Genomic DNA, 19,403 nt, shown 5'->3' with positions numbered 1-19,403 from the left:
TTCTCTACAATAATCAATCTGGACTTAAATGGGTGAGATCGGTAACGGTCAAGACCAGACGCGAAACCTTTATGGGCGTGAGACGAATGGATACGCACTCGACAACGGGCTCAACCCAACAAATCGGCGGTGCAGACAGCATCGCCTGGATCAAGCTTTCCTCGATCTTCCTGCCGCTGAAAACGCCGATCAGCGATGCAAAGGTGCTGACCGGCCGGCAGAAGCCGCTGACCGAGGTTGCGTTCCTGTTCGCAGAAATAGAGACGCAGCAGGGGCATAGCGGCATCGGGTTCAGTTATTCCAAGCGTGCAGGCGGTCCCGGCCAGTACGAGCATGCAAAGGAGATCGCCGAGGTTTTAATCGGTGAAGATCCGAACGATATCGGCAAGCTCTGGAACAAACTCTGCTGGGCCGGAGCCTCCGTCGGTCGTAGCGGTCTTGCCATCCAAGCGATCGCCGCTTTCGACGTGGCCTTGTGGGATCTCAAAGCCAAGCGCGCGGGTCTGCCGCTCGCAAAGCTGCTGGGCGCACACCGTGATTCCGTCAGATGCTACAACACCTCCGGCGGGTTTCTTTCTTCTCCGATCGAAGAGGTTCTCGAAAACGTCGAGCAGTCGATCGCGGCCGGCATCGGCGGCATCAAGATCAAGGTCGGTCAGCCGGACATGAATATCGACCTGAAGCGCGTGGCGGCAGTTCACGACCGCATCGGTGGCCGGGCAGCCATGATGGTCGACGCAAACCAGCAATGGGACCGGCCGAGCGCCATGCGCTTCGGCCGCCTGATGGAGCCTTATAACCTTACCTGGATCGAGGAGCCGCTCGACGCATATGATGTCGAAGGGCATGCGGCGCTTGCGGCGCAGTTGGACACGCCGATCGCGACCGGCGAAATGCTGGCAAGCGTTCTTGAGCATGCCTCTCTTATCCAGAACAATTCCGTTGATTTCATCCAGCCGGACGCGCCGCGGGTAGGCGGCATTACCCAGTTCCTGAAGATCTGTGCGCTGGCGGAGGCGAAAAAGCTGCAACTGGCGCCGCATTTTGCCATGGAAATCCATTTGCACTTGGCGGCAGCTTACGAGCTTGAATCTTGGGTCGAACATTTCGACTGGCTCGATCCGCTGTTCAACGAGCGGCTGGAGATCAAGGACGGCCGCATGGCGGTGCCGACCCGTCCGGGATTGGGAATCACGCTTTCCGAGCAGTCGCATCATTGGACAAGGGGAACGGCGGAGTTCGGCAAGCGACCTTAAGGTCGCATGTCAGGCAGTTCCCCGCGCGACGATGTGGAAATCGATATTGATCATGGCGCCCACATCCTCGCTGCCGGCGATTTTTTTCAAGATCGATTGCGCCGCCTTGGTGCCGATGTCGCGGCGATCGATGCGGACGGTCGTTAGCGGAGGATGCGTGTGCGGAGCAAAATCGAAATCGCCAAAGCCGATGATCGCCAGGTCCTCCGGTATCCTGCAGCCTTGGAAATGGGCTTCGGCCAGTGCCCCGTGTGCTACTACATCCGACGAGCAGAAGACGCCGAGCGTGCCGTGTCCCCGGTCCAAAAGCCGCGCCATCGCGGCCCGTCCGTCGCTAAACGTCGATGGAGAGTTCATATCGAGCGCCGGCAACTCCACCTCCGCAATTCCCGCCAGACGATTGACGAATCCGTCGCGGCGTTGGACTGCGCGCGGGTCATTCGCGCCGATCTGGGCATAACGGTCATATCCCTTGGCCAAAAGATGCTCGGCGACCAGGGCGCCCACGGCCAGGTGCGAGAAACCGACGGCCGTATCGAGCGGCGACGGCGTCGAGTCCCAGATCTCGACGATCGGCAATCCTGCCCCGGTCAGCATCGTGCGCGTCTCTTTCAGATGGGAGATTCCAGTCAGGATAATGCCGTCGGGACGGCGGGCGAGGATTGCGCGGGTCAGTTCGAGCTCTCGTTGGGCATCGTAGCCGGACAATCCAAGCAAGAGTTGGTAGCCGGCGGAAACAAGCTCGGCGTTGAGGCCCTCTATAGTCTCTGCGAAGATCGTGCTGGCGACCGACGGCACGATCGCAGCGATCAACCTCGTTCTTCGTGAGGCGAGCCCCCCGGCCAGGAGATTGGGCACGTATCCGGTCCTTGCGATGACGCGGCCGATTGCTTCCAGCGTTTGCGGCTTGACCAGATTTGGCGTGTTGATGGCTCGTGAGACGGTGACAGGAGATACGTTGGCAAGCCTTGCGACATCGGCAAGCGTTACCGGCCCATTCGTCGGATTTCTTCTGTTTTTATCGTGACCTGTCATATTCGCCATCCCTGCCAAATGAGTTACGCTTTCATTGGACTCACAGGCAAGTGCCTAAGCTGCAGAATATTCAAGGAAACTAGATAACACACTGAATTCACGTGATATAAATTTTGCCACTCATGCTTGCGGAGCAGGATTTTGAAGTTACAATGAAAGCGCTTCCATTACTCTCCGGGAGGTGTGGAGAGAGTGGGTTTATGAGGCTGGCTGGAGGCCAAGCAAGGAGGAAGTTCTATGCACTTCAAGCGTTTCACGACGTTTGCGGCCGTTGTGGCTGCAATATGCGCGACAAGCATGCAGTCGAGCCGCGCCGATGACTATCCATCCAGGACCGTGACGGTGGTCGTGCCGTTCGCCGCGGGAGGGAATACCGATACATTCGGCCGCCTCGTGGCCGAACAATTGGACAAGCGGTTGGGGCAGCGATTTATCGTCGAGAACAAGCCCGGTGCGGGCGGCAATGTGGGTCTTGGCGATCTCGCGCGGTCGAAGCCGGATGGCTATACGATCGGCATGGGCACGGTAAGTTCAAACGCCATCAACCAGACGCTTTACAAGACCTTGCCTTACGACAAGGAGAAGGGTTTTGCGCCGATCTCGCTCATCGCGACCTTGCCGAACGTTCTGGTGGTCAATCCGGACAAGATCAAGGCGACCTCCGTCGAGGAGCTTATCGAGCTTCTCAAGAAGGAGCCAGGCAAGCACACCTATGCTTCGTCGGGCGTCGGCACGTCGATACATCTAGCCGGCGAGCTTTTGGCCACCAAGGCAGGCATCAAGATGACCCACATTCCCTACAAGGGAAGCAGCCAGGCCATTCTCGATGTGGTTGCGGGCCATGTTGACATGATGTTCGACAATATTCCGACGGCAGCGCAGCAAGTGAAGGCCGGCAAGGTGCGCGCACTCGCTGTGACCAGTCTCGATAAAGCGGCTCTTCTGCCGGAAGTGCCGACAATGGCGAGCATCATTCCCGGGTTCGAAGCAACGTCCTGGCACGGCATCTTTGCGCCTCCCGGCACGCCGCCGGAAATCGTCGAGAAGCTCAGCAAAGAGGTTCAGGCTATTCTTGCAGAGCCGGCCATGAAGGCGAAGCTGGAAGGCATGGGTGCGACCCCGGTCGGCAACACGTCGACCGAGTTCAAGGCCTTCATCGCCACGGAAACGGCAAAGTGGGCCGAGGTGATCAAGGCCGCCAACGTTCCGCCTCAATGAGTAGGCGCCGGTCGGGCTAACGCCCGACCGGCTCATCTTTCCACGCGAGTGTCATGCCATGTTGAAGATAAGAAATGGCCGCGACTTCGTCGGCGGCGTGACGATGATCTTTGCGGGTCTGCTATTTATCTGGTTCGGTCGCAACCTGGAGGTTGGAAACTCCTTCCAGATGGGGCCGGGCTATTTTCCCACGGCGCTGAGCCTGGTTCTGATGGCGATAGGCGCGCTCATCATCCTTCAGTCCCTGGTGGTCGAGGCTGAGAGAGTGGAGCCCCAGAGGCCGAATTGGAAGGCTTATTTTCTGGTCATCCTCGCGCCAATAGGATTCGGTGTGCTGCTCTCCGGACTGGGTTTGGCGCCGACAATGTTTTTCCTGATCGTCGGCGTCGCGACTGCCAGCCGATACGCCAACTGGCGCCATTCCATCCTCCTCGGCCTGTTCCTGGCGGTCTGCTCGGTCTTGCTGTTCACGCGGCTTTTGTCGCTCCCCATCAGCGCGTTCGGACCGTGGGTCCCTTTTCTCGGCGACCTTTCATAACCCTCCCAGCGAGGCCGACGAAACCGGATTGGATTGCTTATGGACATCTTCTCGAACCTCTGGCTCGGCGCCTCGACCGCATTCTTGCCGATGAATCTGCTCTACGGCTTCGTCGGGTGCCTGCTTGGGACAGCGATCGGCGTGTTGCCGGGGCTCGGGCCAACGGCGACGATTGCCATGCTGCTGCCGATCACGTTCGGACTGCCGCCGGAATCAGCACTCATCATGCTTGCGGGCATCTTCTACGGCGCGCAATACGGCGGTTCGACAACGGCCATTCTCATCAATCTTCCGGGCGAGAGCTCGTCCGTCGTGACCGCGATAGACGGCTATCAGATGGCGCGAAACGGGCGTGCCGGTGCGGCGCTGGCGACGGCTGCACTTGGCTCCTTCTTCGCCGGGACGGTGGCGACAATCCTACTCGCGATGGCAGCCCCCCCTCTGGCTGCGGTCGCATTGAATTTCGGGCCTGCCGAGTATTTTTCGCTGATGGTCCTGGGGCTGGTTGCCTCTGTGGCGCTCGCCAGCGGGTCGTTGCTCAAGGCGATGGCTATGATCGTTTTTGGGCTGATGCTTGGCACCGTCGGCACCGACGTCGAGAGCGGTACCCCACGTTATGTCTTCGACATCCCCGAACTTTATGACGGGCTCAACTTCGTCGCGGTCAGCATGGGCATATTCGGGATCTGCGAGATCCTTCGCAATCTCGAAAGCGAGCAGGAACGTTCGGTTGGCGTCAAGCGCGTGACCGGCCTGATGCTGACGATGAGCGATTTTAAGCGCATTATCGCCCCGGTTCTGCGCGGCACGGCGCTCGGATCCTTTCTCGGTGTTCTGCCCGGAGGCGGCGCGATGCTCGCATCCTTCGCATCCTATGCAATGGAAAAGCGAATATCCCCGAACCGGGCCGAGTTCGGCAAGGGGGCGATCGAGGGGGTCGCGGCGCCCGAATCCGCCAACAATGCTGGGGCGCAGACTTCGTTCATTCCGATGCTGACGCTCGGAATTCCCGGTAACCCAGTCATGGCTCTGATGGTGGGGGCCATGATCCTGCAGGGCATCACGCCCGGCCCCAACGTGATCTCGGACGAGCCGGCATTGTTCTGGGGCATGATCGTTTCGATGTGGTCGGGCAATCTCATGCTTGTCATCCTCAACTTGCCGCTTATCGGGCTATGGGTGCGGATGCTGACGGTACCTTACCATCTGTTGTTTCCCGCAATTATCGGCTTCTGCTGCATCGGCGCCTACAGCATCAATAACAGCGTCTTCGACGTGTTCGTCATGGCAGGTTTCAGCGTCATTGGCTTTGCGCTCAGCAAGATGCGATTCGAGCCGGCGCCGCTGCTCCTAGGCTTCATTCTGGGGCCGATGCTTGAAGAGAACCTGCGGCGTGCCATGCTCATCAGCCAAGGAGATCCGTCGATCTTCTTGCGCAGCCCGCTCAGTCTCTCGCTGTTGATCTTCGCCGTCGTTGTCCTTGCGCTGGTGCTGTCGCCGAGCATCAGCCGTAAACGGGAAGAGGCCTTTACGGAATAGCGCCGAGCGTGATCAGGAAAGTTGCCGATCGGCACAAGGAAGCCCTTATGGCGATGAGTGAGACTTCCGACCAATTGCGCCCGGCGGGCTGGATGATGTCGATCGGCCCAGTTCGTTATTGGCTATTCCGATCGGGCATCACAGCCGGGCCGTGCAGGCGAAACCAGGACAATTCAATTCGCTAGCCGAATGAGGCTTTCAGGGACGATCCCAAGAGGATCGCCCTTCTCATCCGACCTCTCGATCACCGACATCGTAAAGGGGCTGCATATCGTGCCCAAATTCCTCGGCAATCGTGCACCTCTTGCAGACCCGCAGGCTCGGGCCGTCATCGCCGGGCTCGGCCTTGATGCGGACGAGCTCAGCCTCGTGCGCCTCTATCTTGCCGGTCTGGCGTCCATTGGTTACGGCCTCAGGCGGATCCTCGATGCGCTCCGTGCCAAGGGCATCGCCATTACAACGGTCGTGGTCAGTGGAGGGGCGGCACGAAGCCGGTTGGTCCGGCAGATGCTCGCCGATGCTGCCGGCATCGCCATCGCCACCGTCGATACGGACGAGCCGGTCCTGCTTGGCGCAGCCATCCTGGGTGCGGTTGCGGCGGGGCACGTGCCCAGTCTCGAGTCAGCCATGTGCAGAATGTCCAATCTGGGTGAGAGTATCGGCCCCGATCTGTCGGCGCAGGACATTCATGCAAAGCGCTACAGGACGTTCCTCGACCTGCAGGACACCTACCGCGGCATGCGCGATCATTGATGCACATTGGTCCTTGACGCGATTTAGCACTGAATGCCGACCGGCGATCGGATTGCTAGATGCGAGCGCCCGGTCGGCTCGCTGATGCCGAGCAGGTCTGCCGCCTCTTTCTCGCCCAATCCCCGGGCAAGTGCCATGTGGCGGGACTGTCGGATGCAATTGCCGCAGGACCAGACGATCGCGAACGAACATGCGAAGCGCTTCCCAGAGCATTCGTTCGCTTACGTCCTTGATCCTATCGAGCCGCGCGTGAAAGCGAAGGGGCGCGCGAAGTATCCTGACCGGACGCCTACGAAGATATGGATTGTGGCCCACAGGATCGTGGGTTCCAACCCTATCCAGAGCTTCTTTCCAGCGGTTTTTTTCTAAGCCTTCCGCCCCTGTCTCTCCCCCTGCGGGGTTTACTGGTTACCCTAGAACCGATGACAGAAATTCGCGCGTCCGCTCCATTCGCGGCGCGCCGAATATCTCTTCAGGTGCACCCTGTTCGCAGATGCGCCCCTTATCGAAAAAGCAGACGCGATCTGACACCTCTCGGGCAAAGCGCATCTCATGGGTGACCATCAGCATAGTGAGATCATGTTCATGCGCCAGAGCGCGGATGACCGAAAGCACTTCGCCCACCAGTTGCGGATCAAGCGCGGATGTCGGCTCATCGAAAAGAAGAACCCGTGGGCGCATCGCAAGCGCACGGGCAATTGCCACACGCTGCTGCTGCCCGCCGGAAAGCTGGACCGGATAGTGGTCCTTCTTGTCCGCGAGCCCCACCATCTGCAGCAGGTCCAGCGCACGCCCTTCGGCTTCCGCGCGCGCCATTCCCAATACCCGCACCGGCGCTTCGACAACGTTGCGAAGCACCGTCATATGCGGAAAGAGATTGAAACTCTGGAAGACCATGCCGACATGATTGCGGATCTGGCGCAGGTGTTTTTCCGAGGCCTGGAACCGGCCCTTGCCGCCCTGCTCGTGGTAGGACGTGCCAGCAAGCGTTAGCTTGCCTTCCTGGAACGGTTCGAGTGTCATAAGAATGCGCAGGACCGTCGATTTACCGGAGCCTGACGGTCCGATAAGCGTGACTTTCTCGCCCTTCGCGACGCAGAAATTGAAGTGGTCAAGCACCGTCAGAATCCCGAAGCGCTTGGTGACATCGGAAAACTCGATGATGGGCGGCGGATCGATATTGTTGGTCATCGCAAGGGTATTCCTGCCTTTGGAAGAGCTTTATGCAAGCGGTGGAGGCCTGCTGAGCAGATCAGCGTCAGCAGAAGGAAGATCAGGCCGACAAGCGTCAGCGGCACGAGATATTCGAAGGTGCGTTCGCCGATCATGTTGGCAAGCCCCATCATCTCAAGAACGGTGACCACCGAGAGAACCGGGGTTTCCTTGATCATGGCCACGAGATAGTTGCCCATGGCAGGGACTATTCGCGGAACGGCCTGGGGCAGGATGATGTCGCGATAGGCCTGCATGCGCGTCATATTGAGGGCGGTTGCCGCTTCCCATTGCCCGTGATGCACCGCTTCGATGCCGCCGCGATAGACCTCCGACGTGTAGGCCGCATATTGCAGACCAAGCGCCAGCGCACCGGTCAGAAAGGCGGGGAGCACGATACCGAAATCGGGCAGCACGTAGTAGAGGAAGAACAGCTGCACCAAAAGCGGCGTATCGCGCAGGAACTCAACGATAACGGCGGTCGTCCAGGAGATCACCTTGACGCGGCTTCGGCGCAAGAGGGCGAATACCAGGCCGAGCACCAGTGCAATCGCGAACCCAGCGGCTGCAGCCTTCAACGTGACGGTCAAACCAATCAGAATGATTGGCAGGATCGAGGTCGTGTAGGTAACCCAGGTTGTCGTGTCCCATTCGTAACCATACATCATGGCGGTAAGATCCTCACGAATGAGCCGAGCGAGGGAAGACATCGCCGCGCCGCACGAAATGCTCGATCACGCGCACGGCTGCCATCAGGACGAGCGACATGGCGAAGTAGCATACGAGCGTGATCGAATAGATGCTTGCGCTGTCCAGCGTGATGTTGCGAATGGATTGGGCCGCGAAGGTGAGATCGGCGATCGAGATCAACGACACCAGCGAGGACAGCTTCAGCGTTTCGATGGCGAGGTTTCCGAAGGCCGGCATCATTTCGACGATGGCTTGTGGCAGCGAAATGCGAAAGAGGGTCTGGGCACGGTTGAAATTCAATGCCCGGGCGGCCTCCAGTTGCTGCACGGAGACCGATGCGAGGGCGCCTCGAACGATTTCGGCCCCATAGCCGCCGACATGGGCGGCCAATACCAGAATGCCGGTGGTGATCGGATCGAAGCTGAGACCGACCAGTGGCAGCGCGTAATAGAACCAGAACAGCTGAACGAACAGCGAGGTCCCACGAAACACCTCCGTGTAACAGAGCGCGACGGCCGACAAAATCGGTCCTCCCTCGACGCGCAGGATGCCGAAAACGAAGGCGAGCATCGCGCCGCAGACGATCGCTGCCAAAGTGATCGTCATCGTCACGGTAGCGCCTTGCCAAAGCATCGGCAGATAGGCTGTCCAGCTCATCTGGCAATCTCTCCGAATGAAAGCGGGGAGCGCCCGGTCCGGGACCGGGCGCTTTTTTGTTACTTCCCGGAGCAGAGATCAGCGACTTTCTTCTCCGCTGCTGCCGCAATGCTCTGTTCCGACAGGCCATACTTCATCAGGGTCTTCTTGTAGCCATCCGTCTTTCGGAACGCGATGAGTGCGGTGTTGAACGCGTCGCGCAATTCCTTGTCTTCCGGACGGAAGGCAAAGCCGCCATAGTTGCGGACGGGTGCGCCCTTGACGATCGGATCCTTGAACGGCGCAACCTGCTCGACATTGGCCTGCCCCTTGGCGAGTTCGGAAACGGTCAACTCGGTCGCCGCATAGGCATCGACCCGGCTCTGCACGGTCGGGATCGCATCGGCATTCGCCGGAATGAAGACGATCTGCTCGTCTTTGACGCCGACGGCACGCAGGAAGTCGACATTGTTTGCACCGGAAACCACGGCAACTTTCAAGGATGGATCTTTTGCAATGTCGCCATAGGTCGTCAGGCGCTTCGGATTGCCTTTCTTGACCAGCAGTCCCTCACCGTAGGACGAGTTGGGCTCGGTAAAGGCGACCTGCTTGCAGCGCTCGGGGGATATGTTCTGCTCTGCGGCGGCAAAATCGAAGCGACGAGCCTTAAGACCTGGAATGAGCGTGCCGAAGGGCGTTACGGTCCAATTGACCTCCTCAATGCCCATGGACTTTAGAACGGCATTGGCGACGTCGGGGCCGATACCGGCAGAGGTGCCGTCCGGCTGCATATACGAGTAGGGTACCTCGTTGGCCGTCGCGGCACGGATAAATCCCTGTTTCTTGGCTTCTTCGACGGTCAGTGCGGTGGCCGACGTGACGCCGATGCAAAGCGCAAGTGTGGAAAGGCAAATGGTTTTAGAGATGCGCATTCGAATTCTCCTCTGGTTAAGGTTCTTCTGGTCCGTTTTCGGATCTCAGATGGTTGCGTTTATTTGATCTTCTCCGTGATCGTCGCGATCACGGAAAGGCAGTCGCCGGCCTTGATGAGGCCGGGCACGTGGCGAGCCGCCAGAACGCCATCCATGGCAGCGCGGCAGTGGATCGGCGCAACACCGGTCTTTCCGACCGGGTAGATGCTGGCGATGATATCGCCGGTAATGATCGGATCGCCGAGATCGTGCGCGAACGCCACCAGTCCGTCATCTTCAGCGAATGTGAAGCAATCGCTTGACGGCATATCGAGCCAGCGGGTCGGCTGGGTACAGGGCGCGCCCTCCAGGATTCCGACGTGGCGCAGGAGGTTGAGACTGCCCTTTCGCGCGATCTCGATCGTTCTTGCGCTGGCAGTGCCAGCACCGCCGAGCTCGGTGGTCACGAAGACCTTGCCCAGTTCCTCGACCGTCGTATCCAGCATGCCGACCGCATCGATCTCCAGCATTTTCATCGAGTAGGGCGCAGCGAAAGCCGCAACGGCATCAAAACAACGCGCCTCCTGATCCTTGTCGGGCAGTTCGTGTGCTGCTGCATAGGGAAGAAAATCGAGCGTCTTGCCGCCCGAATGGAAGTCGAGCACGATGTCGGCGAGCGGTACCAGATTGCGGGTGACATAGTCCGCGATCTTTTCCGTCACCGTTCCATCCGGGCGACCTGGAAAGCTACGGTTCAGATTTCCGCGATCGATCGGCGACGTACGGGTTCCGGCGCGAAACGCGGGATAATTGAGCGCCGGGACGATGATGACGCGCCCACTCACCTGCGAGGGATCCAGCGTCCGTGCCAGTTCGAAAAGAGCCGCCGGACCTTCATATTCGTCGCCATGGTTGGCACCGGTGAGGAGCGCGGTCGGGCCTTCGCCGTTGGAGATGACGCAGACCGGGATCATCACCGAACCCCAGGCGCTTTCGTCACGGCTGTAGGGCAATCGCAGATGCCCGTGCTGCACGCCCTTCCCGTCGAAATCGACGGTCGGCGTTATCGGCGAGGGGCGGGGCGCACTCGTCAGCATGGCCTCAGCCTTTCACGAACAGCTGGCGCGGCACGTTCGACAGGCATTCGACGCCCGTTTCAGTAATCGCGATGCTTTCGGTGATTTCCAGCCCCATGTCTTCGAGCCAGAGACCGGTCATAAAATGGAATGTCATGCCGGGTCTCAACTCCGTGCGGTCGCCTGGGCGCAGGCTCATGGTGCGTTCACCCCAGTCCGGCGGATAGGACAGGCCGATCGGATAGCCAGTCCGGTTGTCCTTGATAATCCCGTATTTTTTCAACACGGCGAAGAAGGCGTTGGCGATGTCCTCGCACGTATTGCCAGGCCTTGCCGCGGCAAGGCCCGCCTCCATGCCTTCGAGCGTCGCCTTTTCCGCGTCGAGAAAGGCCTGCGTCGGCTTGCCCAGGAAAACGGTCCGCGACAATGGGCAATGATAACGCTTATAGGCGCCGGCGATTTCGAAGAACGTCCCTTCACCCGAACGCATCGGCTTGTCATCCCAGGTCAGGTGCGGCGCGGAAGCGTCTGCGCCCGACGGCAGGAGCGGCACGATCGCCGGATAATCGCCGCCGAATTCCGGCGTACCACGAATGCCGGCATCATAGATCTCGGCGACGAGATCGCATTTGCGCATGCCGGGTTCGACAACCTCGACAATGCGCTTGTGCATCAGTTCGACGATCGTACCTGCCTTGCGCATATAGTCGAGTTCGGTCGTGCTCTTGACCGCGCGCTGCCAGTTGACGAGGGCAGCCGCATCCTTGAAACGGGCATTTGGGAGATGCTTTTGCAGAGAGGCGAAGGCTGCTGCCGAGAAATAATAATTGTCCATCTCGACGCCTATCGCGAGGCTGGACCATGCGCGCTCGCCGATGATCTGCGCCAGAAGATCCATCGGGTGGCGTTCGCTCGACTGAACGTAGTGATCCGGGTAACCGATGATATTGTCATGGTTCAGATAAGCGGTGCGCTTGGCGCCGTTGGAATCCTGCTTGCGGCCGTACCAGATCGGCTCGCCGCCCGGTGGCACCAGCACGCATTGATGCACATAAAAGGACCAGCCGTCATAGCCGGTAAGCCAGTGCATGTTGGATGGATCGGTGACGATCAGGAGATCGATCCCCGCCTTTTCCATCGCGTGACGGGTTTTGGAAAGGCGAGCGGCATATTCCTCGCGGGTAAAGTTCAGCGTCACACTCACGCTGCATCTCCCATTTTGATGTCGTTTTCGATTGTCTGGCCACGTCCGGCATCTGTCGCGCGGGCAAGCGCCAGATTGGCGATGGCTGTGTCCTGCACGCCGGTACCCGTAAGGTCGGCAAAGGTTATTTCGTCTGCGTTCAAGCGGCCAATTGCCTTGCCGGCGATGACAGCTCCGAGTTCCGCAAACTGCCGGTCCGGCATGACTGCGCCGGTCTTGATGGCATGGTATAACTCGCCGAGGATGCGGGTCTGCGATAATCGATCCGGGACGTAAATCGCGCGAGCAAAGACGGCCGGATCAATCTCGTTCTTGTGCTCTGCATCCGATCCCATCGCGGTCAGATGCTGACCGGGTTCAAGCCATTCGGCCATCAGGATCGGCTTTTCGGCCGGCGTCGTTGTGACGACGATATCTGCTCCGCGCACGGCCTCGCGCGGATCGGCAATTGCGGTGGTCTCTATTCCGTGGCTGCGCGCGAAATCGACAGCAAGCGTCTGCGCCTTTGCGTGGTCGCGTGCCCAGATGCGCGCCGATTTGATCGGGCGTACAAGCATGAGAGCCGCGAGTTGCAGCTGTGCCTGAACACCTGCACCCAGGATCGTCGCGACGCAGGCGTCCTCACGCGACAGATGTCGTGCCGCGACGGCACCGGCCGCTGCGGTGCGCACATCCGTGAGATAGCCGTTGTCAAGAAGAAGGGCTTCGACCAATCCGGTCTTCGCGCTGAGCAAGATCATCAACCCGTTCAGGCTTGGCAGACCGATCTTGGGGTTGTCGAAGAATCCGGGACTGACCTTGATGGCGAAGCCGTCTAGGCCCGGCACATAGGCTGTCTTGACGTCCACTTCACCCCGAAATTCCGGGATGTCGAGGCGCAGGATCGGCGGCATCGCAACGGCTTTGGTGGCGAGCGCCGCAAACGCCTGCTCGACGCAATCGACCGCGGAGACGTCGAGCTTGACGATGGCGTGAAGATCCTTTTCCATCAAAATAGTGATGCGGCTCATAGGGTGGCCCCCTCGACGATTTTCTGGTGCATCTTCGGGTCGATGTTGCCGCCTGAGACGATGACGGCGGTGGGGCCGGACAGCTCGGCCTTGTCTGCGAGGATAGCGGCAATGCCGACCGCGCCGGCGCCCTCGACGGTCACGCTCTCATTGCGCGCCGCATGGCGGATGCCTTCGGCGATCTCGTCCTCGCTGAGAAGGATGACGTCGTCGAGAAGATCGCGGCAGAGCGCAAAGGTGACATGGTTTTGGAGGCCGATGCCGCCCCCAAGCGAATCCGCCAGCGTTTCCTCTTCGCGGATTGCGACAGGCTTGCCGGCGGCAATCGCTGCATGCATGGCTGCCCCGCGCTTCATCGATATGCCGATGACCCGGGCCTGTGGCCTCAAGGCCTTGACGGCAACGGCAATGCCACCGGCCAGGCCCCCACCGGAAAGGGGAACAAGCACGGTCGCAAGGTCAGGCAGGCTTTTCACAATCTCGAGGCCGATCGTGCCTTGACCGGCAACGACGTCCACATGGTCGAAAGGCGGGATCGGCGTGAGGCCGCGGCTCTTGGTCAGGCGTTCGACTTCCTCTTGTGCATCGTCCTGCGACAGGCCGACAATGCGGATTTCGGCGCCGAGCAAGCGGATCGCTTCGACCTTGTTGGCCGGAACGAGCGACGACATGCAGATGACGGCGGGAACGCCAAGCGCGCGTGCGGCGTAGGCCACGGCGCGACCATGATTGCCTGTCGAGGCGGTGACGAGACCGCGTTCGCGTGCCGCATCATCCAGCGACAGGATAGCGTTCATCGCGCCGCGCAGCTTGAAGGCGCCGACGGGCTGGCATGTTTCGAGCTTCAGGTGGACGGACTGACCGGTGTATTCAGAAAGCGTGCTGGAGCGAACGAGCGGCGTGCGCGCCACCCTGTCGGCAATGCGGGTCGCAGCCTGCTCAATGTCTGCCAGGATGACTGGCTGCACGTTTTCTTCGGTCAATCTGGACTGGACGTCGCTCTTCATGATTGTCATGTTGTGAGCGAAGTAAAATCATGTCAATTATTATATTGTAATGATTCAATGATTGTCGTGGGGGCGCTCTAGCCGATCGAACCGACGTCATAGACCGGCGGCAGTTGCTCAAAGGCCTGCCGCACGGTTGTCAGCGCCTTGGCCAGGCTTGCATGGTTCAGGCGTCCGCCCAAACAGATACGAATGCCGCCACCATGACCCGGTCCGGCAATGAAGGGTTCGGACGGCGTGACGGCGACTTTCTGGTTGGTGAGCGAACGGACCAGACCTTCCTCGGACCAGTGCGGCGGGACCTTGAGCCAGGCGCAGAGCGAGAGCGGATGACTGGAGGCGATATGGTCGCCGAGAATTTCCGTCGCGATGTTTTGGCGTGCCTTTGCTTCGTCTCGCTGAATTTCGAGCAGACGCTGCGCCGTGCCGTTCTCGACCCATCGTGTTGCGATTTCGCCGGTCAGATAGGTGCCGCTCCAACTCGATACGCGCAGGATTGAGGCGGCGCGAATGGAATAGGCGGGTGGAACAACGAGATAGCCAACGCGCAACCCCGTCAGCACCACCTTGGTGAAGCTCGTGACGAAGAAACCGAGATCAGGCAGCATTTCCGTGATCGAAGGCAGATCCTCTTCGATCAGTGGTCGATAGACCTCATCTTCGATGACGAACACGCCATGACGTGCCGCAATCGCGGCTATCTGACGCCTGCGTTCCGCACCCGCGACGTGACCTGTTGGATTATTGAGGGTTGGAATAAGCACCAATGCCCGGACACCGCCTGCCGCGCACGCGGCTTCCAGTGCATCGGGCAAAATGCCCTCATTGTCGGTAGGCAGGCCCTTCAGGCTGAAGCCGAGTATATTGGAAAGTCCGATGATGCCGTGATCGGTGAGATTTTCGCTCAAGACGACATCGCCGGAGCGGACAATGCAGCTCAGGGCGAGAAAAATGCCGTGGGCGGCGCCGTTGGTGAGGAGAACGCGTTCCACCCCGGCCGTGACGCCGAGCGTGCGTAACCAGATGCGCGCCGTCTCCCGATGACGATCAAGGCCGGCGATCGGGCGGCATGGACGCATGAAGCTTGCATTGTCGCCTTCGGAAAGCTCACGAAGGATCTCGCGAGATGCGGCCTCATGCGCATCGAGATAGACGCCGCGAATAATGGAAAGATCGTGCACTTCGTTGGCACTATGGTCAAGCATCATGCGGCCGGCGCGGTCGGTCACGCGTGTCTTGACGAAGGTGCCGCGACCGATCTCACCGCTTAGATAGCCGAGCCGCTCAGCCTCCTTGTAGGAGAGGCTGACCGTCTGGACCGAAAGGCCGAGTTCGCGCGCCAGATCGCGATGCGTCGGCATGCGATCCATTGGCTTGAGAACGCCAGCATCAATATCGGCGATGATGCGCTCGGTGAGCGCCGCATGTTTCGTCTCACCCCTCTGCTTGGAAAGATGCGGCCGCCATGCCACCGGCTTGGTCGCCGCGATCGGAACAAGGTTGAGGGGATTGGCTTGACGTCGCATGAAATTGGCTCGTTTTGAGGACGGCTATTTCATGACATTATGCACGCTTCGTCTCAAAGATGAAGCATTATGCAGCCTGGGCCTTGATTGTATCAGGAATAATGGCCGGGCGGGACTTGTCCCGCCCGGCAGTGATGCCTGCGTCAAATCGTTTCGCCAGCCTGGACCAAATCGTCCATGACCGAGCGCACAGCGGATTCGGCGATGGCAATGATCTCGTCGACCTCTTCCTTCGTCGTGACGAGGGGCGGCGCAAAACCCAGAATATCGCCATGCGGCATGGCACGGGCAATCAGCCCACGATTGCGCGCTGCCTTCGAGATACGTGCTCCGACAGCAAGGCCCGGCGCAAAGCGCGTCTTCTTTTCTCGATCCGCCACAAATTCGATGGCGCCCATCAAGCCGACGCCTCGCACTTCACCGACGATGGGAAGCTGAGCGAACTTTTCCTTCAGCTGTGCCTGGAAATAGGTGCCAACCGTGCGTGCATTCCCCGGCAGATCCTCCTTCTCGACGATGTCGAGAACGGCGTTGGCTGCTGCAGCGCCGATCGGGTGGCCGGAATAGGTGTAGCCATGCGAAAAAGCGCCGACGCGGTCGGCTCCTTCTTCCATCACCTTGTAGACCTTTTCGCCGACGATGGCGGCCGACAGCGGGAAGTAGGCCGAGGTGAGGCCCTTGGCGACCGTGATCAGATCAGGTTCGATGCCGTAATGCTGCGACCCGAACATTGAGCCGGTGCGTCCGAAACCGGTGATGACTTCGTCGGCGATGAGCAGGATGTCGTATTTCTTGAGGACCTTTTGCACTTCGTCCCAATAGCCCTGCGGCGGTGGAGTGATGCCGCCGGTGCCAAGTACGGGCTCGGCAATAAAAGCGCCGATGGTGTCGGGGTCTTCGCGCAGGATCAGCGCTTCGAGTTCGTCGGCGCGGCGCCCGGAGAATTCGAGTTCCGTTTCGCCTGCGTCAGCGCCCCAATAATGATGCGGCGCGCCGGTGTGAAGAATGCCGGCACGCGGCAGGTCCATGTGGTCATGGTAAAAACTCATGCCGGTCATCGAGCCGGAGACGACGCTGCAACCATGATAACCCCGTTCGCGGGAGATGATCTTCTTCTTGTTCGGCGTACCGCGCAGGTTGCTGTAGTACCAGACGAGCTTGGCCTGGGTTTCGTTGGCGTCGGAACCCGACATGCCGTAGAAAACCTTGCTCATCCGGCCTGGCGCCATTTTCACCAGACGGTCGGAAAGGATTGCGAGTTCATCCGTCGTGTGGGCGGCATAGGTATGGTAATAGGCGAGGCGATAGGCCTGGCGCGAGATGGCCTCGGCAACCTCGGTGCGGCCATAGCCGACATTGACGCAGTAAAGACCGGCGAAGCCGTCGATCAGCTGGTTCCCCTGCGCATCCTGAATGCGGATGCCCTTGCCGGTTTCGACGATCGTTGGATCGCCCAATTTGCCGCTGGCGAAATCTTTGATCTGCGTAAAGGGATGCAGGACCGATTTGCGGTCCATCTCGGCGATCTGATCGAGGTTGGTGGTCATAGCAGCGGATCCTTTCATGCAGCGAGATTGCCGAAGCAGACATATTTTGCTTCGAGATATTCCAGGAGGCCGTGGCGCGAGCCTTCGCGACCAAGGCCGGATTGCTTCCAGCCACCAAAGGGTATCGAGGCGCCGGTGAATTTCGGCGTGTTGACGGCGATCATGCCGTATTCTAGCCGGTCGGTAAGGCGCATCGCGCGGCCAAGATCATTGGTGTAGACGTAGGCTGCGAGCCCCATTTCGGTGGCATTGGCACGGGCGAGCACGTCCTGCTCGTCATCGAACGGCAGTATTGCGGCGACTGGGCCGAAGGTCTCTTCGCGTGCGATCAGCATGTCATCGGTGACATCGGCAAGCACGGTCGGCGTGACGAAATTGCCGCCAAGCGGGCTGTCCTGTCCGCCGCAGACGAGACGTGCGCCGGCGGAGATTGCCTGCGCAATCTGCTGGCGGCATTTTTCGGCTACGGAGGGGCGGGTCATCGGCCCGATATCGGTGCGGGGTTCGAGGCCGTGACCGACTTTAAGCTCCAGGGTCGCCTTGGCGAAGGCGTCGACGAACCGATCGTAATGCCCGCGTTGGACGTAAATCCTGTTGGCGGCGAGGCAATCCTGCCCTGACGTGGCAAATTTTGCGCCGATACAGCCCTTTACAGCGTCGGAAAGCTTAGCGTCGTCGAACAGGATGAAAGGTGCATGGCCGCCAAGTTCCAACGAGGCCTTCTTCACGGTGGCGGCCGACTGCGTGAGCAGGATGCGCCCGACCTCGGTGGAGCCGGTAAAGGAAAATGCGCGCACGTCGGTGTGTTCCAGCAGACGGCGTGCAAGCGGTGCAGCTTCGCCGGTGAGAACCTGGAATACGCCGGCGGGCATCCCGGCCTCCTGCGCGAGCTTTGCCAGAGCAAGCGCCGATAGCGGTGTTTCCGGCGCAGGCTTGACGATCATGGTGCAGCCGGCCGCGAGAGCCGCGCCCGCCTTGCGGGTAATCATGGCGGAGGGAAAGTTCCACGGCGTGATCGCAACGGTGACGCCAAGCGGCTGCATCTGTACCGAAAGGCGGCTGCCTGGCAGGTGGCTCGGGATCGTTTCGCCATAGGCCCGCTCGCCTTCGGCGGCAAACCACTCGAGGAAATTCGCGGCATAGGAAATCTCGCCAAGCGCCTCTGCCAGCGGCTTGCCCTGTTCGGCCGTCATGATGACAGCGAGGTCCTGCGCGTTGTCGCGCATCAGCTTGCCCCAGATGCGAAGGATCTGGCCTCGTTCGACTGGAAGCTTGTCACGCCAAGCCAGAAAGGCGTTCTTCGCAGCGTCGACGGCAGCATCGGCGTCTTCAAGCGAGCAGGCCGCCACATCGACGAGGTGTTCGCCGGTTGCAGGATCGACGACGCCCAGCGTCTCTCCGCGTGCAACCCATGTGCCGCTCAGAAAGGCACGGCGCTCGAGCAGATCCGGTCGTTGCAGGTTTTTCAGCGCTGCGCTGGCAATACCTTTCATGCGGGGCTCCAAATTGGGTTTACAAGGAGACTAGTCGTAGGACATGATCGTCTGGCTGCATTGATTGACCTTCGGTGCAGGAATTGTGCTCAATTTTGGCTCTCAACGCAGGATTTCTGCATGACTACTCTCGATAGAGCGGACAGGGCGCTGCTTGAGGCTGTTCAAAAGAACAATCGCATGACGTCAGAAGAGCTGGCGCAAATTGTCAATCTCTCACCGACGGCTTGTCAGCGACGCCTGAAGCGGTTGCGTGAAGAAGGGGTGATCGAGGCAGATGTATCAATCGTCTCGCCCAAGGCCGGGGGCCGCGGCATCACCATGATCGTGCTTGTCTCGCTAGAGCGCGAACGCGCCGACATCGTTGATCGATTCAAGGCAGCGATCCGCGCCACTCGGGAAGTCATGATCGGCTACTACGTGACGGGCGATGCCGATTTCATTCTGGTTATTACCGCCAAGGACATGGAGGACTACGAAGCCTTCACACGTCGGTTTTTCTATGAGAACCACGATATTAGAGGTTTCAAAACCATGGTGGTAATGGATCGAGTGAAAGCTGGCTTTGCTTTCCCGATCGAGGACTGACCGCCGTCTGCGCACGGCCTTGCACTGCGACAAGATATTTTCCGTCCCGACGATGTAGTTGAGAATCGCCCACATGTAGCCGCTCGCCGGCCCCATTGACCAGGCCGGCGGCGGCGCCACCGAGGGCTCGACAGATGGCTGTCTAGTCGAGTTTTACGCAACGT

18 protein-coding genes and 1 pseudogene are annotated in these 19,403 nt (G+C 59.8%); 6 read left to right on the top strand and 13 right to left on the bottom strand.

Features of this window, described 5'->3' with window-relative positions:
- The first annotated feature begins 86 nt into the window (after positions 1 to 86).
- Positions 87 to 1,256 carry a mandelate racemase/muconate lactonizing enzyme family protein gene (locus tag C5J24_RS11060; RefSeq protein WP_105417856.1) on the top strand — a complete coding sequence of 390 codons (1,170 nt, stop codon included), beginning with the start codon at positions 87 to 89 and terminating at the stop codon, positions 1,254 to 1,256.
- 9 nt (positions 1,257 to 1,265) lie between these two features.
- On the opposite strand, the gene C5J24_RS11055 is transcribed toward C5J24_RS11060, so the two are convergent.
- Positions 1,266 to 2,069 (bottom strand): substrate-binding domain-containing protein, encoded by an 804-nt coding sequence (locus C5J24_RS11055; RefSeq protein WP_245437571.1) that lies wholly within the window; start codon positions 2,067 to 2,069, stop codon positions 1,266 to 1,268.
- A 48-nt stretch (positions 2,070 to 2,117) separates the two neighbouring features.
- A pseudogene (locus C5J24_RS32315) lies at positions 2,118 to 2,291 on the bottom strand (LacI family DNA-binding transcriptional regulator); the annotation flags it as partial.
- Positions 2,292 to 2,528: 237 nt separating this feature from the next.
- Here C5J24_RS32315 and C5J24_RS11050 point away from each other — a divergent pair.
- The 4 genes from C5J24_RS11050 (at position 2,529) to C5J24_RS11035 (ending at position 6,339) form a co-directional block, all read left to right on the top strand.
- The gene (locus C5J24_RS11050; RefSeq protein ID WP_105417854.1) at positions 2,529 to 3,509 is read left to right on the top strand and encodes a tripartite tricarboxylate transporter substrate binding protein; all 981 of its coding nucleotides are present in this window, start codon (positions 2,529 to 2,531) and stop codon (positions 3,507 to 3,509) included.
- A 103-nt stretch (positions 3,510 to 3,612) separates the two neighbouring features.
- Complete coding sequence (locus tag C5J24_RS11045) at positions 3,613 to 4,047, top strand: tripartite tricarboxylate transporter TctB family protein (protein ID WP_245446614.1); 435 nt, start codon at positions 3,613 to 3,615, stop codon at positions 4,045 to 4,047.
- Between the two features lie 39 nt (positions 4,048 to 4,086).
- Entirely contained in the window at positions 4,087 to 5,586 is a 1,500-nt protein-coding gene (locus C5J24_RS11040; RefSeq protein WP_172723918.1) for a tripartite tricarboxylate transporter permease, read from the top strand.
- 189 nt (positions 5,587 to 5,775) lie between these two features.
- A complete protein-coding gene (locus C5J24_RS11035) occupies positions 5,776 to 6,339 on the top strand; it encodes an FGGY-family carbohydrate kinase (RefSeq protein WP_105417852.1) in 564 nt (187 codons plus the stop codon).
- 408 nt (positions 6,340 to 6,747) lie between these two features.
- Here C5J24_RS11035 and ehuA read toward each other — a convergent pair whose 3' ends face one another.
- The 11 genes from ehuA to C5J24_RS10975 form a co-directional block, all read right to left on the bottom strand.
- Positions 6,748 to 7,530 carry an ectoine/hydroxyectoine ABC transporter ATP-binding protein EhuA gene (ehuA, locus tag C5J24_RS11025; RefSeq protein WP_105402646.1) on the bottom strand — a complete coding sequence of 261 codons (783 nt, stop codon included), beginning with the start codon at positions 7,528 to 7,530 and terminating at the stop codon, positions 6,748 to 6,750.
- Entirely contained in the window at positions 7,527 to 8,219 is a 693-nt protein-coding gene (gene ehuD, locus C5J24_RS11020) for an ectoine/hydroxyectoine ABC transporter permease subunit EhuD (RefSeq protein ID WP_105402647.1), read from the bottom strand. The genes ehuA and ehuD overlap by 4 nt, the downstream gene beginning before the upstream one ends.
- A gap of 13 nt (positions 8,220 to 8,232) precedes the next feature.
- Entirely contained in the window at positions 8,233 to 8,898 is a 666-nt protein-coding gene (ehuC, locus tag C5J24_RS11015) for an ectoine/hydroxyectoine ABC transporter permease subunit EhuC (protein ID WP_105402648.1), read from the bottom strand.
- Between the two features lie 59 nt (positions 8,899 to 8,957).
- Positions 8,958 to 9,809: an ectoine/hydroxyectoine ABC transporter substrate-binding protein EhuB gene (gene ehuB / locus C5J24_RS11010; protein WP_105402649.1), complete on the bottom strand. Its 852-nt coding sequence runs from the start codon at positions 9,807 to 9,809 to the stop codon at positions 8,958 to 8,960.
- Between the two features lie 59 nt (positions 9,810 to 9,868).
- Entirely contained in the window at positions 9,869 to 10,885 is a 1,017-nt protein-coding gene (doeB, locus tag C5J24_RS11005; protein WP_105417850.1) for a N(2)-acetyl-L-2,4-diaminobutanoate deacetylase DoeB, read from the bottom strand.
- 4 nt (positions 10,886 to 10,889) lie between these two features.
- Positions 10,890 to 12,068, bottom strand: coding sequence for an ectoine hydrolase DoeA (gene doeA, locus C5J24_RS11000; RefSeq protein ID WP_105417848.1), 1,179 nt, complete (start codon positions 12,066 to 12,068; stop codon positions 10,890 to 10,892).
- A complete protein-coding gene (eutC, locus tag C5J24_RS10995) occupies positions 12,065 to 13,078 on the bottom strand; it encodes an ectoine utilization protein EutC (RefSeq protein WP_105402652.1) in 1,014 nt (337 codons plus the stop codon). The genes doeA and eutC overlap by 4 nt, the downstream gene beginning before the upstream one ends.
- On the bottom strand, positions 13,075 to 14,094 hold the full coding sequence (eutB, locus tag C5J24_RS10990) for a hydroxyectoine utilization dehydratase EutB (RefSeq protein ID WP_105402653.1): 1,020 nt from the start codon (positions 14,092 to 14,094) through the stop codon (positions 13,075 to 13,077). The genes eutC and eutB overlap by 4 nt, the downstream gene beginning before the upstream one ends.
- A gap of 68 nt (positions 14,095 to 14,162) precedes the next feature.
- Positions 14,163 to 15,611: a PLP-dependent aminotransferase family protein gene (locus tag C5J24_RS10985; protein WP_105402654.1), complete on the bottom strand. Its 1,449-nt coding sequence runs from the start codon at positions 15,609 to 15,611 to the stop codon at positions 14,163 to 14,165.
- Between the two features lie 143 nt (positions 15,612 to 15,754).
- Positions 15,755 to 17,158 carry an aspartate aminotransferase family protein gene (locus C5J24_RS10980; RefSeq protein WP_105402655.1) on the bottom strand — a complete coding sequence of 468 codons (1,404 nt, stop codon included), beginning with the start codon at positions 17,156 to 17,158 and terminating at the stop codon, positions 15,755 to 15,757.
- Positions 17,159 to 17,172: 14 nt separating this feature from the next.
- Positions 17,173 to 18,651 (bottom strand): NAD-dependent succinate-semialdehyde dehydrogenase, encoded by a 1,479-nt coding sequence (locus C5J24_RS10975; protein WP_105402656.1) that lies wholly within the window; start codon positions 18,649 to 18,651, stop codon positions 17,173 to 17,175.
- Between the two features lie 120 nt (positions 18,652 to 18,771).
- On the opposite strand from C5J24_RS10975, the gene C5J24_RS10970 reads away from it, so the two are divergent.
- The gene (locus tag C5J24_RS10970) at positions 18,772 to 19,239 is read left to right on the top strand and encodes an Lrp/AsnC family transcriptional regulator (protein ID WP_046666233.1); all 468 of its coding nucleotides are present in this window, start codon (positions 18,772 to 18,774) and stop codon (positions 19,237 to 19,239) included.
- The last annotated feature ends 164 nt before the right edge of the window (positions 19,240 to 19,403 follow it).

Origin of the sequence: Neorhizobium sp. T25_27, assembly GCF_002968565.1 — a bacterium.
GTDB lineage: Bacteria > Pseudomonadota > Alphaproteobacteria > Rhizobiales > Rhizobiaceae > Neorhizobium > Neorhizobium tomejilense.
The sequence above is the reverse complement of the archived record's forward strand: the minus strand, read 5'-3'. Positions and strand labels throughout refer to the sequence as shown.

Coding starts and splice junctions, on each gene's coding strand:
- C5J24_RS11060 (WP_105417856.1), top strand. CDS start 87: ATGGATACGCACTCGACAACGGGCTCAACCCAACAAATCGGCGGTGCA.
- C5J24_RS11050 (WP_105417854.1), top strand. CDS start 2,529: ATGCACTTCAAGCGTTTCACGACGTTTGCGGCCGTTGTGGCTGCAATA.
- C5J24_RS11045 (WP_245446614.1), top strand. CDS start 3,613: ATGATCTTTGCGGGTCTGCTATTTATCTGGTTCGGTCGCAACCTGGAG.
- C5J24_RS11040 (WP_172723918.1), top strand. CDS start 4,087: ATGGACATCTTCTCGAACCTCTGGCTCGGCGCCTCGACCGCATTCTTG.
- C5J24_RS11035 (WP_105417852.1), top strand. CDS start 5,776: ATGAGGCTTTCAGGGACGATCCCAAGAGGATCGCCCTTCTCATCCGAC.
- ehuA (WP_105402646.1), bottom strand. CDS start 7,530: ATGACCAACAATATCGATCCGCCGCCCATCATCGAGTTTTCCGATGTC.
- ehuD (WP_105402647.1), bottom strand. CDS start 8,219: ATGATGTATGGTTACGAATGGGACACGACAACCTGGGTTACCTACACG.
- ehuC (WP_105402648.1), bottom strand. CDS start 8,898: ATGAGCTGGACAGCCTATCTGCCGATGCTTTGGCAAGGCGCTACCGTG.
- ehuB (WP_105402649.1), bottom strand. CDS start 9,809: ATGCGCATCTCTAAAACCATTTGCCTTTCCACACTTGCGCTTTGCATC.
- doeB (WP_105417850.1), bottom strand. CDS start 10,885: ATGCTGACGAGTGCGCCCCGCCCCTCGCCGATAACGCCGACCGTCGAT.
- eutC (WP_105402652.1), bottom strand. CDS start 13,078: ATGAGCCGCATCACTATTTTGATGGAAAAGGATCTTCACGCCATCGTC.
- eutB (WP_105402653.1), bottom strand. CDS start 14,094: ATGACAATCATGAAGAGCGACGTCCAGTCCAGATTGACCGAAGAAAAC.
- C5J24_RS10985 (WP_105402654.1), bottom strand. CDS start 15,611: ATGCGACGTCAAGCCAATCCCCTCAACCTTGTTCCGATCGCGGCGACC.
- C5J24_RS10980 (WP_105402655.1), bottom strand. CDS start 17,158: ATGACCACCAACCTCGATCAGATCGCCGAGATGGACCGCAAATCGGTC.
- C5J24_RS10975 (WP_105402656.1), bottom strand. CDS start 18,651: ATGAAAGGTATTGCCAGCGCAGCGCTGAAAAACCTGCAACGACCGGAT.
- C5J24_RS10970 (WP_046666233.1), top strand. CDS start 18,772: ATGACTACTCTCGATAGAGCGGACAGGGCGCTGCTTGAGGCTGTTCAA.